This window comes from Bacillus sp. DHT2, from assembly GCF_026241455.1.
GTDB classification, from domain to species: Bacteria; Bacillota; Bacilli; order Bacillales; family Bacillaceae_G; genus Bacillus_A; species Bacillus_A pseudomycoides.
This window is the reverse complement of record NZ_JAPHWH010000005.1, coordinates 376173-390724: the sequence shown is the minus strand read 5'-3', so window position 1 is coordinate 390724 and position 14552 is coordinate 376173. Positions and strand designations below refer to the sequence as shown.

At 34.2% G+C, this 14552-nt stretch carries 17 protein-coding genes; 14 read left to right on the top strand and 3 right to left on the bottom strand.

Annotated features, from left to right (window positions below; translation table 11 throughout):
• Nucleotides 1-144 precede the first annotated feature (144 nt).
• The 4 genes from ORL93_RS15510 (at nt 145) to ORL93_RS15495 (ending at nt 3468) form a co-directional block, all read left to right on the top strand.
• On the top strand, nt 145-417 hold the full coding sequence (locus ORL93_RS15510) for an autorepressor SdpR family transcription factor (RefSeq protein ID WP_033799176.1): 273 nt from the start codon (nt 145-147) through the stop codon (nt 415-417).
• A complete protein-coding gene (locus tag ORL93_RS15505) occupies nt 414-1046 on the top strand; it encodes an SdpI family protein (RefSeq protein WP_018764633.1) in 633 nt (210 codons plus the stop codon). The genes ORL93_RS15510 and ORL93_RS15505 overlap by 4 nt, the downstream gene beginning before the upstream one ends.
• Before the next feature lie 141 nt (nt 1047-1187).
• Nucleotides 1188-1904, top strand: a complete 717-nt coding sequence (locus ORL93_RS15500; protein WP_003204770.1) for an ABC transporter ATP-binding protein — start codon at nt 1188-1190, stop codon at nt 1902-1904.
• On the top strand, nt 1894-3468 hold the full coding sequence (locus ORL93_RS15495; RefSeq protein WP_033796497.1) for a putative ABC transporter permease subunit: 1575 nt from the start codon (nt 1894-1896) through the stop codon (nt 3466-3468). The genes ORL93_RS15500 and ORL93_RS15495 overlap by 11 nt, the downstream gene beginning before the upstream one ends.
• A gap of 90 nt (nt 3469-3558) precedes the next feature.
• On the opposite strand, the gene ORL93_RS15490 is transcribed toward ORL93_RS15495, so the two are convergent.
• Entirely contained in the window at nt 3559-4431 is an 873-nt protein-coding gene (locus tag ORL93_RS15490; RefSeq protein WP_033799178.1) for an AraC family transcriptional regulator, read from the bottom strand.
• A 296-nt stretch (nt 4432-4727) separates the two neighbouring features.
• Between ORL93_RS15490 and ORL93_RS15485 the strand changes: the two genes are divergently transcribed.
• The 4 genes from ORL93_RS15485 to ORL93_RS15470 all read left to right on the top strand — a co-directional run bounded on the left by ORL93_RS15485 (nt 4728) and on the right by ORL93_RS15470 (nt 8753).
• Entirely contained in the window at nt 4728-5498 is a 771-nt protein-coding gene (locus ORL93_RS15485) for an ABC transporter ATP-binding protein (RefSeq protein ID WP_003201420.1), read from the top strand.
• Nucleotides 5485-7434, top strand: coding sequence for an ABC transporter permease (locus ORL93_RS15480; RefSeq protein WP_033796499.1), 1950 nt, complete (start codon nt 5485-5487; stop codon nt 7432-7434). The genes ORL93_RS15485 and ORL93_RS15480 overlap by 14 nt, the downstream gene beginning before the upstream one ends.
• 145 nt (nt 7435-7579) lie before the next feature.
• On the top strand, nt 7580-8170 hold the full coding sequence (locus ORL93_RS15475) for a class I SAM-dependent methyltransferase (RefSeq protein ID WP_097795694.1): 591 nt from the start codon (nt 7580-7582) through the stop codon (nt 8168-8170).
• Nucleotides 8157-8753 (top strand): DedA family protein, encoded by a 597-nt coding sequence (locus ORL93_RS15470; protein ID WP_018782046.1) that lies wholly within the window; start codon nt 8157-8159, stop codon nt 8751-8753. Before ORL93_RS15475 ends, ORL93_RS15470 begins: the two co-directional genes overlap by 14 nt.
• A 188-nt stretch (nt 8754-8941) precedes the next feature.
• On the opposite strand, the gene ORL93_RS15465 is transcribed toward ORL93_RS15470, so the two are convergent.
• Together ORL93_RS15465 and hpt are read right to left on the bottom strand one after the other, a co-directional pair.
• On the bottom strand, nt 8942-9121 hold the full coding sequence (locus ORL93_RS15465) for a cold-inducible protein YdjO-related protein (protein WP_006096330.1): 180 nt from the start codon (nt 9119-9121) through the stop codon (nt 8942-8944).
• Nucleotides 9122-9460: 339 nt separating this feature from the next.
• Entirely contained in the window at nt 9461-9991 is a 531-nt protein-coding gene (hpt, locus tag ORL93_RS15460; protein WP_003201413.1) for a hypoxanthine phosphoribosyltransferase, read from the bottom strand.
• 187 nt (nt 9992-10178) lie between these two features.
• Between hpt and ORL93_RS15455 the strand changes: the two genes are divergently transcribed.
• From ORL93_RS15455 to ORL93_RS15430, 6 genes are all read left to right on the top strand, one after another.
• Nucleotides 10179-11084, top strand: a complete 906-nt coding sequence (locus tag ORL93_RS15455) for an ABC transporter permease subunit (protein ID WP_006096331.1) — start codon at nt 10179-10181, stop codon at nt 11082-11084.
• Entirely contained in the window at nt 11077-11982 is a 906-nt protein-coding gene (locus ORL93_RS15450; RefSeq protein ID WP_265959182.1) for a peptide ABC transporter permease, read from the top strand. Before ORL93_RS15455 ends, ORL93_RS15450 begins: the two co-directional genes overlap by 8 nt.
• A 194-nt stretch (nt 11983-12176) precedes the next feature.
• On the top strand, nt 12177-12392 hold the full coding sequence (locus tag ORL93_RS15445; RefSeq protein WP_029427337.1) for a hypothetical protein: 216 nt from the start codon (nt 12177-12179) through the stop codon (nt 12390-12392).
• Between the two features lie 187 nt (nt 12393-12579).
• Nucleotides 12580-12912 (top strand): hypothetical protein, encoded by a 333-nt coding sequence (locus ORL93_RS15440; protein WP_018764625.1) that lies wholly within the window; start codon nt 12580-12582, stop codon nt 12910-12912.
• Nucleotides 12913-13201: 289 nt separating this feature from the next.
• Nucleotides 13202-13807, top strand: a complete 606-nt coding sequence (locus ORL93_RS15435) for a PspC-like choline-binding domain-containing protein (RefSeq protein ID WP_006096334.1) — start codon at nt 13202-13204, stop codon at nt 13805-13807.
• A gap of 224 nt (nt 13808-14031) precedes the next feature.
• Entirely contained in the window at nt 14032-14523 is a 492-nt protein-coding gene (locus ORL93_RS15430) for an LPXTG cell wall anchor domain-containing protein (protein ID WP_006096335.1), read from the top strand.
• The last annotated feature ends 29 nt before the right edge of the window (nt 14524-14552 follow it).

Genomic DNA, 14552 nt, shown 5'->3' with positions numbered 1-14552 from the left:
TACCTTGAAACGAGTGCTAGTAAACAGTATAGGACAAAAGTGGAAAAAGTAAAAAGGGTTATGGATATAATTGACAATATACGTTTTTTATTTTAACATTTAGATAAATATCTAAATGTCTAATTATTGAAAGGAAGAAAGACATTGAACCAAGCATTTAAAGCATTAGCAGATCCAACAAGGCGAAAAATATTAGATTTATTAAAAGAAGGCGATTTAACAGCTGGTGAAATTGCCGAACAGTTCAATATGACAAAGCCAAGTATTTCACATCATTTAAGTGCACTTAAAAATGCGGAACTTATACAAGATGAAAAAAGAGGGCAATTTGTTGTGTATTCCTTGAACACAACTGTTTTTCAAGATTTATTAACTTGGGTGTTTACGTTTACGAATAAAGGGGGAGAGGGGAAATGAAAAAGCATCTTTTTGCAATTATATTAATTCTTACAACTTGCTTAATATGGGCAATTTCTTGGCCATACTTGCCAGATACAATCGCAACCCATTGGAGCGGCGGGACTGCTGATGGATTTTCATCGAAATTAACTGGAATGATGTCTATGGTTGGTATCATGATTGGTTGTTATGTATTTCTAAATGTTTTACAAAAAATTGATCCAAAGAAAGAAAACTATGAAAAGTTTTCTAAAGCTTTGATGATGATAAATAATAGCCTGCTAGTTGTCTTATTTATCGGAAACATAGATATCATTACAAATGGCTTAGGTTATAAATTATTTATTAATCGGGTCCCGGAATTACTTGTTGGAATTTTATTTTTAATTATTGGTAATTATTTACCGCAGTGTAAACCGAATTTCTTTGTGGGTATGCGTAACCCATGGACGTTAAGCAATGAAGAAGTATGGCGCAAAACACATCGCTTTAGCGGAAAAGTATTTGTAGCTTTAGGACTTATGATGATGGTAAGTATTGTTGTGCCAGCTGAATGGAGATCTTATATGATGCTTACAATGATATTAATTGCTGTGGTGTTGACGAATGGATATTCTTATATTTTATATAAAAAGGAACAATTATAAATAGTAGATACGATTCTGTAAGGACGTTTGCAAGTAATGATATTTGGTAAGGATGAAGTCTTATTGCGTATCATTTTAGTTATTCAGGTCTGAATATTCAGTCTTGGTATACGCGAGTTTAAATTGTTTGGGGGAGAGGGCATGTTAGAAATCATAAATTTTAGCAAAACCTACAAAGGTGGCAAAAAAGCAGTAGATGATTTGAGTTTAACTGTTCAAGCGGGAGATATTTTTGGGTTTATCGGACATAACGGCGCTGGGAAAAGTACGACGATTAAGTCACTAGTAGGTGTTATAGACTTTGAGGAGGGCGAAATTTTTGTTGATGGACATTCAGTAAAAAAGGACCCGATTACGTGTAAGAAGGTCATGGCATACATTCCTGATAATCCAGATTTATATGAACAACTAACAGGGATTCAATATTTGAACTTTGTGGCGGATGTTTTTGGGGTGTCTGTAAAGGACAGAGAAGAACGGATACAAACATATGGAGATGCTTTTGAGATTACACCATATTTGGGGGATTTAATATCCTCCTACTCACACGGTATGAAACAAAAAGTAGCGATTATATCAGCAGTTGTGCATCATCCCAAATTATTAGTTTTAGATGAGCCTTTTGTTGGTCTCGATCCAAAGGCGGCTCTTGTACTTAAGGGGATGATGAAGGAACTTTGTGAATCAGGCAGTGCGATTTTCTTTTCTACTCATGTATTAGATGTAGCAGAGAAGTTATGCAATAAGATAGCGATGATTCATAAAGGGAAACTAGCAATCTCGGGGGAAGTAAAGTCTTTAATCAAGGGAAATTCATTAGAAGAGCTCTTTATGAAGGTGCTTGCTGATGAAGAATAATACGCTAGCGCTTTTAAAGATCCGTCTGATAACGCAGCTTGGTCTAAATACTTTCAAGTATGAAAAAGATAAGAAAAAGAAGCAGAGTAAAATTTTAATTTCAGTATCAATCGCCTTGGTTGCTGCCCTTTTGATGCTATATTGTGGAGGCGCGGCATATGGATTAATCAAACTGGGGATAGGGGAAGTCATTCCAGTTTATGCATTCGTTATTAGCAGTATATTAGTTTTGTTTTTCACTATGTTTAAGGCGAATGGTGAAATTTTTGCCTTTAAGGATTATGATTTTGTCATGTCTTTACCGATTCGTGTAGATACGATTATTGCTAGTAGATTTTTGTATTTGTACGTATTAAATACTGTCTTTTCAATGATCATCATGCTGCCGATGGGGATTATTTATTGTATATATGAGAATCCATCAATATCTTTCTATGTAATGTGGATCATAACTCTGTTTACAGTATCTTTAATTCCAACAACAATTGCGGCTGTTTTTGGTGCATGCATTACGGCGATAGCATCTAAGTTTAGACATGCGAATCGAGTCACTACCGTTTTAAGTTTTATGGCAATTATTATATTTGGCTACTTTATGTTCAAGCAGGGAAATGCGAAATATAGTTTTACTGACTTAGAAGGGATTGGAGCAATCGTTTCAGAGCAATTGACTAAAGTGTATCCGCTAGCTAACATTTTTCAAAAAGCAATTGTCGATGCGAATATAGGAGCTTTTATTCTTTTTGTCAGCATATCAGTTATTTGGTATTATCTTTTTGTAAAAATACTCTCTTTCAAATATAAGCAAATCAATACAGGAGTTTCTACGTACCATACGCGTTCCGATTACAAGATTGATCATATGAAGAAAGAAAAAGTGTTGATTGCATTATATAAAAAAGAACGGAAGCGTTTCTTTTCTTCTACAGTATATGTGATTAATATCGGTATGGGAGTTGTCATGGCAGTCATATTCTCACTTGCAGTCGTTATAGTAGGGCCAAGTCAATTTATTGGATATCCTGGAATCGAAACGCTTTTACAAAAGGTTGCTCCATTTGTTATTTCAGCAATGATTGCAATGACGTGTACAACGTGTGTGTCATTGTCGCTCGAGGGGAAAAACGTATGGATTATCAAGTCATTGCCTCTTACACCGAAAATGATCTATGACAGTAAGATTCTCATGAATCTTTCACTCAGCATACCTACATCAATTATTAGCGCTATCCTTATGATTATAGGTTTAAAGCCAGGTATTTGGACTTCAATTTTAATCGTAATTACCCCAATCACATATTCCTTTTTTTCAGCAGTATGGGGTGTTTTTATTAATAACCGATTTGCTTATTATGATTGGGTATCAGAAACCCAAGTAGTGAAACAGAGTATGGGAGCTGTTCTTGGTATGCTTGGAGGCATGATTCTGGCAGTCATTCCTGCCTTCCTTATAGGTACTGCTGTGATATCAAACTATAGAATGTTTACTTTTGTAGTTGTTGTAATGATTTCGATTATGACTGCAGTGTTGTATAGCAATGAGTCTAAAAGAAGGATAAAGTGAAGCATTAGTCTAAAAAAGCTGTCTCCAAAAGGGTGTTAAAAATGACCTTTTGGGACAGCTTCTTTACTTTAATAATCAACTAGGAATATATTACCTTTTTACAACTGGTATCCATATTTCACTTTTAAAAGTAGATGAAGTCACATCTTTATTTTCATTCCATAGGATTTCCGGTCCTTCCATTTGTTCATAATTCGAAGATGGAAACCACTCGGAATAAATACGTCCCCATACATTTTGCAATGCATTAGGAAATGGCCCAATTGCTTCAAATATAGCCCATGTTGAGGCAGGAACTTCAAGTTGCTTGAACTGCTCTGGACAAGTTTTCGTTGTTGCGACGCCAATATAGTGATCAAGTTCTCCTTTTTCCTCCATTCTCCCTTCAGAAAAATTGGTAGAAGCACTGATGAGTCCTGTAGGATCCACATTCGAAAGGGTCTTTAATGTGTGAATTGATTGACTGTCTAAGCTTTTCCACATAGAAGCAATTTCTTGATTTACACCACTAAAAATAATCGGTACTCGTTTCTTTATACCAACGATGCGAAACGTCTCTTTTTTTTCGATTCGATAGTTCATTTCATTTCCTCCTTTAATGGATAACTGGAAGGTCATTCGTGAGTAAGCCTTAAGGGTATGGCTGCTATTTCTAGCCTCTGACGGTGTTATCCCATGCAGATTTTGAAATGCACGTGAAAAGGAATCTGGCGAGTTGTATCCATATTTTATAGCGATATCAATGACTTTTACATTGCTAGCATTTAGCTCAAATGCTGCAAGAGTAAGGCGTCTACAACGAATATATTCTGAAAGCGACGTGCCTGAAAGGAAGGAAAACATTCTTTTAAAATGGTATTCCGAGCAGAAAGCTAGCCTAGCCACTTCTTTAAAGTCAATGTCATTCGTAAGATTGTCTTCAATATACTGTATTGCTGCATTCATATTTTTAAGCGAATCCATCATATGACCTCCTTTGTTAATAGAATAGCAGGAATGAAATAACCTCATCCGACATTTCGTGCACAATTATATAGGGTACCTTACAGAAATGTAATGTTTCTGTAAGGAGAATGAATGGATGGCTATTTATCCCAATGCTATAGTAGCAAAGTAGTTATTTCATGAAGTTAAATGTCCATATCTTCTGCTAAGTAGCCTTACATAACTGTCATGTTTGTGTAAGAAACATCGATAGTGGCAAGAGTAGGAGTTAGATATAGTGAAAATAGAGAATAGAAGAAGTGAGGGATATAGAGATGAAAACAGTGTTAGAAGCGAAAAATATTAAAAAAGTATATGATACAGGTGGAAATAAATTTGAAGCGTTAAAAGGTATTAACTTACAAGTGCAAGAAGGTGAATTCGTTGGAATTATGGGACCTTCTGGATCTGGTAAAACGACTCTTTTAAATGTTCTTTCTACAATTGATAATGCAACGAGCGGTGAGATTTTAATTGATGGGAAAGACATTGTGAAAATGAATGATGATAAATTAGCATTGTTCCGCCGTGATCATTTAGGATTCATTTTCCAAGATTATAACTTATTAGATACGCTAACGGTGAAAGAGAACATTGCATTGCCACTTGCGTTATCAAAAGTGAAAGCGAATGAAATTGATCGCCGCGTTCTTGAGATTGCGAAGAAGTTCGGCATCGATCATATTTTAAGTCAATTTCCATACCAAGTATCTGGTGGACAGAAGCAGCGCTGCGCAGCATCACGTGCAATCGTTACAAATCCAAGTATGATTTTTGGGGATGAGCCAACAGGAGCACTTGATTCCAAATCAGCAACAGACTTATTAGAAAGTATGAAGTCATTAAATGAATATGATAATTCAACAATTTTAATGGTAACGCATGATGCGTTTGCGGCAAGTTATTGTAAACGTGTTATCTTCATTAAAGACGGTGAGTTATATAAAGAATTGCACCGCGGGGAATTAACTCGTAAACAATTCTTCCAACAAGTAGTAGACGTAATGTCCGCAATTTCCGGAGGTGCCATGGATGACGTTATCTAGCATTGCCCTCCGCAATATACAGCGGAACTTTAAGGATTATTTTTTATATTTTGCATCTATGATCTTTAGCATCGTCATTTATTTTACATTTAAAGCGCTGCAATATAATTCACAAATGGAAAAAGCAGCGGAAGGATCTAAGAAAATTAGCGGAGCATTCCAAGTTTCCAGTGTGATGCTGATTATTTTCGTAGCGGTATTTATTATATACTCTAACGGGTTCTTTACACGGAAACGTAAAAAAGAAGTTGGATTATATTCACTGCTTGGTATTCGAAAAAGACAAATCGGTAAAATGTTATTTTATGAAAATATGTTGATGGGCTTAATGTCATTAGTAATCGGGATTGCGATTGGTAGTGTACTGTCGAAGTTGTTCCTTGAATTGTTAGTAAGTATGATGGGACTGAATTTAAATGTTCATTTTGAAGTACCAATGTCTGCAATTATTGATACGGCAATTATCTTTTTTGTGATTATCCTTTATACATCACTTCAAGGATATCGTTTAATCTATCGCTTTAAATTAATTGAACTTTTCCGTGCAGAACGTGAAGGAGAAACGATGCCAAAAGGATCAATGATTATGGCATTGATTTCAGTGTTCTTAATCGGTTCTGGCTATTTCTTATCACTGATGTATATTAAAGCAATTAAATATATAGACTTTATGACAGTTGCGCTTTATATTTTACTTGCAACAGTACTTGGTACGTACTTACTATTCATGTTCTTTACAGTATTTGTATTAAAACGAGCAAGACATAAGAAATCATCTTTCTATAACGGTATGAACATGGTAACGACGTCACAGTTACTGTACCGCATTAAAGGAAATGCAAAATCTCTAGCAACTATTGCAATATTAAGTGCGGTAACATTAACGGCAGTTGGTACGTCTGTTACGATGTATTACAACACGTTTAAACAAACGAAAGATTATGCGCCGCACAGTTATTCTTACGAGAAAAAGGATGCGGCACTTGATAATAAAGTAAATGCGATTTTGGGTGAAGAGAAACAGAAGCATCCTGTAACGAACCAATTCGAAATAGAAATGGTTCCTGTTAAAGGGAAGTTTGAAGGCGAAAAAGCAGATATGGGTATGAATACAAATTATTTAGTTACCGAGAAATATCAGCTTGTATCGCAATCAGCATTTAATAACATAGCAAAGAATATGGATATAGAGGCTGTAAGTTTGGCGGCTAACGAGGCATTCGTATTTGATGGTATGTATATTGAAGGGCATGAGTTCAGCACTGTATATAAAGGGAATAAAGCGGTATTCCCGATTGGTAATGAAGCGAAAACATTAACGATTAAAGGTGCTGAAGGACGTAATATAACGAACTTAGGAGAACTATTCGTTGTTGTACCAGATGAAGTATATAAGAGTGCGAAGGCAGTAGCTGACACACGTATCGTTAAAAATATCGATGTAAAAGATGAGAGGAATAGTAAAGTGCTAACAGAGAAATTAAAGAAAGTGATGCCAGCTGGAGAATCAGAAGTTGCGCGACCTTTCAATGATTTCTACACGGGTTTCCATGGTATGCTGGAAGCAACAGGATTAATGATGTTTATCGGTCTATTCTTAGGACTTGTCTTCTTACTAGCAACAGGCTCTATCATTTACTTCAAACAGCTAACAGAAGCAAGTGCAGACCGCGATCGTTACGTTGTACTACGTAAAGTCGGGGTTACAAAACAAGAAATGAAAAAGGCAATTGCGAAACAAGTAAGCTTTATCTTTGCAATTCCATTAGTAGTAGGGATTTGCCACAGCTTATTTGCATTAAAAGGATTATCAACGTTAATGCCATATGAAATTTTGATTCCATTATTAATGAGTATTGGTGTGTATAGCGTCATTTATATTGGATATTACTTCTTAACAGTTCGTTCTTATTACAAGATCGTGAGCTCGAAGTAATGAAAGGAGCAGCTATCGCTAGAAGCGATAGCTGCTTTTTTACATCTTCATAAAATCTTAAGAAATTCCCATGCTATTTTTTAAAAAATGATAGTTATACTGGGAGCTATATTAGACGATATTGAATGAACGGGAGAGGTTAGAGATGCAACTTATTACATTCTTAACCGAATTTGTGAAACATCCAAAGAATACTGGAGCAATTGCACCTAGTTCTAACATATTAGCCAAAAAGATGGTAGGCGCGATTAATTTCGAAGAAGCAAAGTATATTCTAGAATTGGGACCTGGAACAGGATCATTTACGAGAGAGATTATAAAGAGAAAAAAAGAACATACAATATTTATCTTGATTGAAATTAATGAAGTTTTTTTCAAAAAGTTACAGAAGCAGTTTAAGGACGATCCAAACGTTTTGGTTATACATGGATCAGCCGAGAACATAAAGAAATATATAAAGGAGTTACAAATAGAGAAGGTGGATTATATATTATCAGGGTTACCTTTTACATCCTTACCAACGGAAGTATCATCTCGTATTTTATCCAGTGTAATGGAGTCATTAAGTGAGGATGGCGAGTTTATTACGTTTCAATATTCGCTTGCAAGGAAAGCATTTATCCAAACCTTTTTTCAGGAAATTTCACTAAAAAAGGTTTGGTTGAATCTTCCTCCAGCACATGTTCTTAGTTGTAGAAAAAGGCTAGGAGGTCATACGCCTAATGGAATTACATGAATTGTTATCCTATATTGAGCAGTATGGCTATGCGGCTTTATTCTTTTGTTTATGGCTTGGGATTGTAGGTATGCCAATTCCAGATGAAATGATTGTGATGAGTGGTGGGTTTGTATCGTCAGTAGGCATACTAAGTGTAATTCCGGCATTTTTATTAACCTATTTAGGTGTCGTATCCGGCCTCTCTTTAGGATATATACTTGGAAAGGTTTTTGGTGATAAAGTACTTGATAAATTGATGAAAAAGAAAAAGGCGAAGTATCTTTTACAATCACAAGAAATGATTGGTAAATATGGACATTATGCATTAGTAACAAGTTATTTTATACCTGTCGTTAGACATATTGTTCCTTATTTGGTTGGTATGAATCGTATGTCATTTAAAACATATGCTTTGTATTCATACACGACGGGATTTATGTGGACGTTGCTTTATTTTATGCTTGGTTCTATGTTTGGTAAACACATCGAGGCGATTGTAGAACTTGCGACGAAGTATGGCCTCTATTTTGGTGGCACAATTGTCGTCATAGCAAGTGTTTTATATTTATATATACAAAAGAAAAATCAGGTAATAGGATAGATTACTTGTCTAAATATTCGTAGACAGTAAGGAAAAAAGCAGCTATTTTAAGTAATAGCTGCTTTTTTCAATCATTTATTTCAAATTCATAATTAGGAAGTAAACTTGCACTGTAGATAAGGAGAAAGAGGATCTTCTCTTTATTGGATTTCATAATTGAGGAATGTAGGGGAAATGGAACCTAATCTTTACAATTTTTGTAGTAGTCGTGTCCCGCTATTCATATCACCTTTACATAAAGGACATTTGGGTTCTTCTTCTAAAGAAAAGTTTTTACGCATCCATCCTAAACAATCTTCTGTTTGGCATTCCCATACAGCGATTTCTTCTGGATCTTCTACAGGCTTATTATTTCTTTTCCAATACATACAATCACTCCTCTAAAGTGAAAAATTTTTCTAAAAAAAATAAAAAGGTTGTTAACGTTTTTTGTTAACAACCTTTTATATTTTTAATTATAATGTTTATTTTATAAAAATGCGAACTTTATAAATTACCAAAGTATAACAAGGACTCTATTATACTAATTCTGGGTTATAAATCATCGTAAAATGTCCTGGCAATAATTTAATTTGGCACGGTGTATGAAGAGAGCTCTCTCCTACCTAAAAAGAAAGGTTTTATGTTGGTTTTTTAATTTGTATTTATATAGTAGTGGATGATATGAATAAACTTCCATCAAAAATTGATGGAAGTTGTATGTGGTTTTATTTTTCTGTTACTACTGAAGCGATAAATGGTAAGTTACGATATTTTTCTGCACAGTCAATGCCATAGCCGACGATAAATTCATCTGGAATTTGGAAGCCTACATACTCGGCTGTCAAATCAACTTTACGACGCTCTGGTTTATCAAGTAATGTACAGAACTTTAATGCTTTTGGTTTATGCATAAAGAAGTGGTCTTTTAAGAAGTGAAGTGTTAAACCAGAATCGATAATGTCTTCTACAACAATTACATTTTTGCCTGTAATGTTGACATCGATATCTTTTAACAATTTAACTTTTCCTGTTGTTTCCGTTTGGTTGCCGTAACTAGATGCAGAGATAAAGTCGATTGTTACTTCATTTTTAATGTGACGAATTAAATCAGCAGCAAAGACGAAAGAACCTTTTAGTACTGCGATCACAACGATTTCTTCTCCTTCAAAATCGCGTTCAATTTGCAGTGCTAGTTCTTTTACCTTTGTTTGTAATGCTTCTTCAGAGATTAAAGTATCTTTTATTTCAATTTTCATTAGGATCCTCCTGCGTTGTAAAACTTGTGAACATTTTGACTGTAAAGGATTGAAGGGGAAAAGTCAAAAAAGAGAAATACATATTGGCTAAAGGTTTATATTAGGAAAGCCAGAATAAAATAAAATGAAAGTTCGATTTGAAGTTTTCATGATCCGTTCATGCTAGAGAAATTGAGAGGAGAATGGAATGTTTAAAAAAATAATCTCAATAATTCTTCAACTATTTATTATGATTATGCTATTTGTAGTGATTGTAAGTCTTCCGATGTTATTTATAAATGGGAAGAAAGTTGGAATACATGTAGAGCATTTTTTTACACAATGTATACATGTTATCTCTGCACTTATACATCCAGAAGAGTTAAAGCTGAAAATGGCTACACAAGTAGCGACTGTTTCAAACAATGTACAAATATTTAAGATACAAGAAAGGGAATTTCCCTTATTTCCACTTATATTTAAGCCATATACATATTCACTCGTGCTTATACTTGGAGCGCTTATAGTTTCTATATGTTCGTCTTTTTTATGTAGTATCATTGCGGCGGTTTCACCGAGGCGTGTACAGAGAGTGATAGAAGAAGCTGTATTTTTTCTTAAAACAATTCCAGATGTCTTCCTAATTTTTTTTCTTCAACTTTTCATGGTAAGTATATATAGGTATACCGGATTTTTACCACTACATCCATTTTCTACGATGCAAAATACATCTATTGTATTACCACTTCTCATTTTAGCTATTATACCTACCATCTCTTTATTCCAATTTCAAATGCTACTTATAAATGAGGAGCAGAAGCAAGGTTATGTTATGTTTGCGAGAGCGAAAGGGTTTGGTAACATGTATATTTTGTGCAGGCATATTTTTCGCAATATGGTTGTTTCAGTTGTGAATCATATTGAATCAATATTACTAGCCTTGATAACGAGCTTATTCGTTTTTGAGTATATGTTTAACATAAGAGGTTTATTTTCGATTTTGATTAGCGGTCAAGATCTGGTGGTTATCGTTTATTTGCTGCTGTTATTTATAGTGCCTATGTATGGAGTAATAGTAGGATTGAATTGGTTAAGGAGGAAGTTGTATGCATAGCCAGCGTTATAAGTACTTCTTATTCCCGATTATTTTATTATTAATAATAAGTATTGCACTCCCATATTTTCAAGAGGAGTCTAAGGTAGTGGAATATCGATACAATGAAAAAGGAGAAATTGTTGAAGCGGCTCCTTTTTCAATTTCCCGTGCACATTGGTTTGGAACGGATCGAGAAGGAGAAGATTTATTTTATAAAGTAATAGATGGGGCTAAGTACACAATTTTAATTTCATTTTTTGTGGCAGTTGCTAGAGTAATCATTTCTTTATTGATGAGCCTGTTCATTCATAATGATAAGTGGGGAATTTTTTTCTTACAACGTGTTACTGTTAGTTTGCAATTTTTTCCGCAAACGTTATTTTGTATCTTATTTCTTACACCATTTATCATTTATGAGCTACGAACGAAACCTATTGTCACAAATATAGAAGTACTATGTATACAATTTCTTGTATTCGTTTTTGTAGCAGTGCCAGGAATGACACGATTTTTTCATAAAGAAGTTCAGCAACTTTGGAACAAGGAATATGTAAAGAGTTCTTTCTTATTAGGAGGAAGCAGATGGCATGTGTTTCGAACTCATATTATGAAAGTATTACAACCACAAATTATATTTCAAATTGGAGAGCAAATGGTGCAAGTATTATTAATTATGTTACATCTTGCTCTGTTTAAATTATTTTTAGGGGGAACGAAAATTGTTTCCGGGCAAGCTCATGATCAATTTAGTATATATGTTCCATACCTAAATGACTGGGCAAATTTAATTAGTTATTACTATGGAGAATTAATGCTAGAGCCAAAAATTATTATAATCCCAGTTATGTTTTATATGATTCTTTTATATTGTATGACGAAAGTAGTGAACGGATATAAACATAATAGAATAGAGTAAGCAGAAGATTTATATAGAGTATTATTTTTCGTCCAACGTGGTTAGAGAGTAGAGGTGAGGAAATAAAAAAGAATTTGATTTATCTTAGAGGAATTCCTTTATTTGTATAATAGCATTCTTTTTACAAAAATCCCCACAAAATAATCTGATGATATACTGATCATATTGAGAAAGCGCTTCTATGGAGGGTGATAATCATGAAAAAGAAACAGTACACAAGTGTTACATTTATAAAAGCATTACTTTTAACAATTGTTCTTGGTATGTTGGCTTACTTAATTGATGTTCCTGCTATTCGCATTCCACTCATTGGGATGACTTTAGTTCTTGGAGCAATTTCTCATGGAATGATGTTGCAACTGTATGAAGCTGGATTAGATGATATGAAAAAATATATAGATGAAAAATGATTAAAAACCCTCCATTCGTTTAGATGAAGGTTTTTTTCATTTCTTACAAAAATGTAAGGTGATTTGTAAGAAAAATCGATAGTTGAGTAGTCGTCTTTTGGATAAACTTATAGATGTAAGGTAAAAGGCAAGCACATTTTAGGTAAAATAAGCTTTAGGCACTATATGTGAAAAGGAGTAGGAGGGAATGGAGAAACGTTGGACGACCCTTGCTTTGTTATCAACTAGTAATAAGATGGTACTAGATGAAGAGATGTGCCTTTTGCACTTGTTTGATCGGGAAAACGATCATTCTTCTTCACAGTTTACAATGAAGTGGTGTAAATGGAGCGAAAGTTGTAAGTTTGAAGAAGAGACCCCTAATGAAGAGCAAAGGATCATTCTCACAAACCCGATAGAGGCATGGGCCTTCCAACGTCGTAAGTGTAACGTCAAAAATCACTTAAAGAAAACTGAGCCGAGACAATTAGTTATCACTCCAGCCCCTTTTATTCTAAACTCACGCGAAAGTAACAATTAGACACTGAGACACAGAAAAAGCATTGTAGAGGGAATCTACAATGCTTTTTTATCCCGTATAAATTTCCATTTATACGGGATAAAAAAGGAATTTAGTAAAAGAGAAACATCTATATTAATTGTAAGGATGTAACGGTGAAATGTTACTATTAAAATATAAAAGTAACAAAAATGATAAAAATATTACATTTGTATTACAAAATAGTTGTTTATCCCTATAATTCGTAATATAATTTACTTGTAGGGTATAGAAACTAAAAAATAATTTATTATTTGGGAGACTGGGAAAAATGAAAAAAATTATTTTGCTAGTTTTAATGTCTGTAATGTTTTTAGTACCTGCCGTTTCTCATGCAGAAACAAGTGGAAATGTAAATCAGGCTGTCCCGAAAGAAGAACAAGCTATACAAAAAATGGGATGGGTAAAAGATGGAGATTCATGGTATTACTTTGATAAAGATGGAAAAGCTCATGAAGGATGGTTAAGTTATAACGGAAATTGGTATTACTTTATAGATAGAATCATGGTGCAAAAAGATTATGTTAGGGTAAATGGAAGAGATTATTATTTAGGTAATGATGGTGTTATGCAGACTGGTTGGATAGCAGATGGTGAAGATCGCTGGTTATATGCAAACCAAGATGGATCATTCAAAACAGGTTGGGTGAAGGAAGGAAATAAGTGGTATTATATTCATCGTGGATTAATGGCAACTGGATGGGTAAGAAATGATACAGGTTGGTATTATATGAATCCGAATGGTACGATGAAAACAGGTTGGTTACAAGAATCTGGGAACTGGTATTATTTAAAATCTGACGGTGCAATGGCAACAGGCAAACACTTAATTAATGGTACTTGGTATTCATTTAAAGATAACGGTGTTATGCTCTAGATATTTAAAAAAAGAGGCTGTCGAAAGTAGTTGAATTAGCTACTTTCGACAGCCTTTTTTTATTCCGTAAATAGAGAGGTGTGCATAGGGAATTTTGCTTTCTTGAAGGTAATTGAATCTTTAAGAAAAATCCATTTCATCTGCATCTCATATTTACATAACAGATATATTCTATAAATACATCCGATGCGATGTGAAAAAAGTATACTAAGGAGAGATATAAAATGAAAAAGAAACTTTTACCAATCTGTGCGATGGCACTTTTATCAGTAGGATATTCTTCGGTAGCAAGTGCGTCTACTGGGACAATGACAAAGGAAGAAGTAGCACAAGTACAGCAAGATACAACGAAAAAAGAAGCAGCAATGCAGGAACAACAAAAACAAGATAAGATGAAAAAAGAAGCGGCAGTGCAAGAGCAACAAAAACAAGATCAAATGAAAAAAGAAGCGGTAGTGCAAGAGCAACAAAAACAAGATCAAATGAAAAAAGAAGCAGCAATGCAGGAACAGCAAAAACAAGATAAGATGAAAAAAGAAGGAATTCAAGAGCAACAAAAACAAGATAAGATGAAAAAAGAAGCAGCAGTGCAAGCTACAAAAGGTGAAAAACTACCAAATACAGCATCAAATAGCATAACAATGATGACGTTAAGCGCGTGCCTTGTAGCATTAGGATCATTGTTTGGATTTACGCGCCGTAAAATTAAAGCGTAAAACAAAATATAAATTAGTCTATAAAGAAT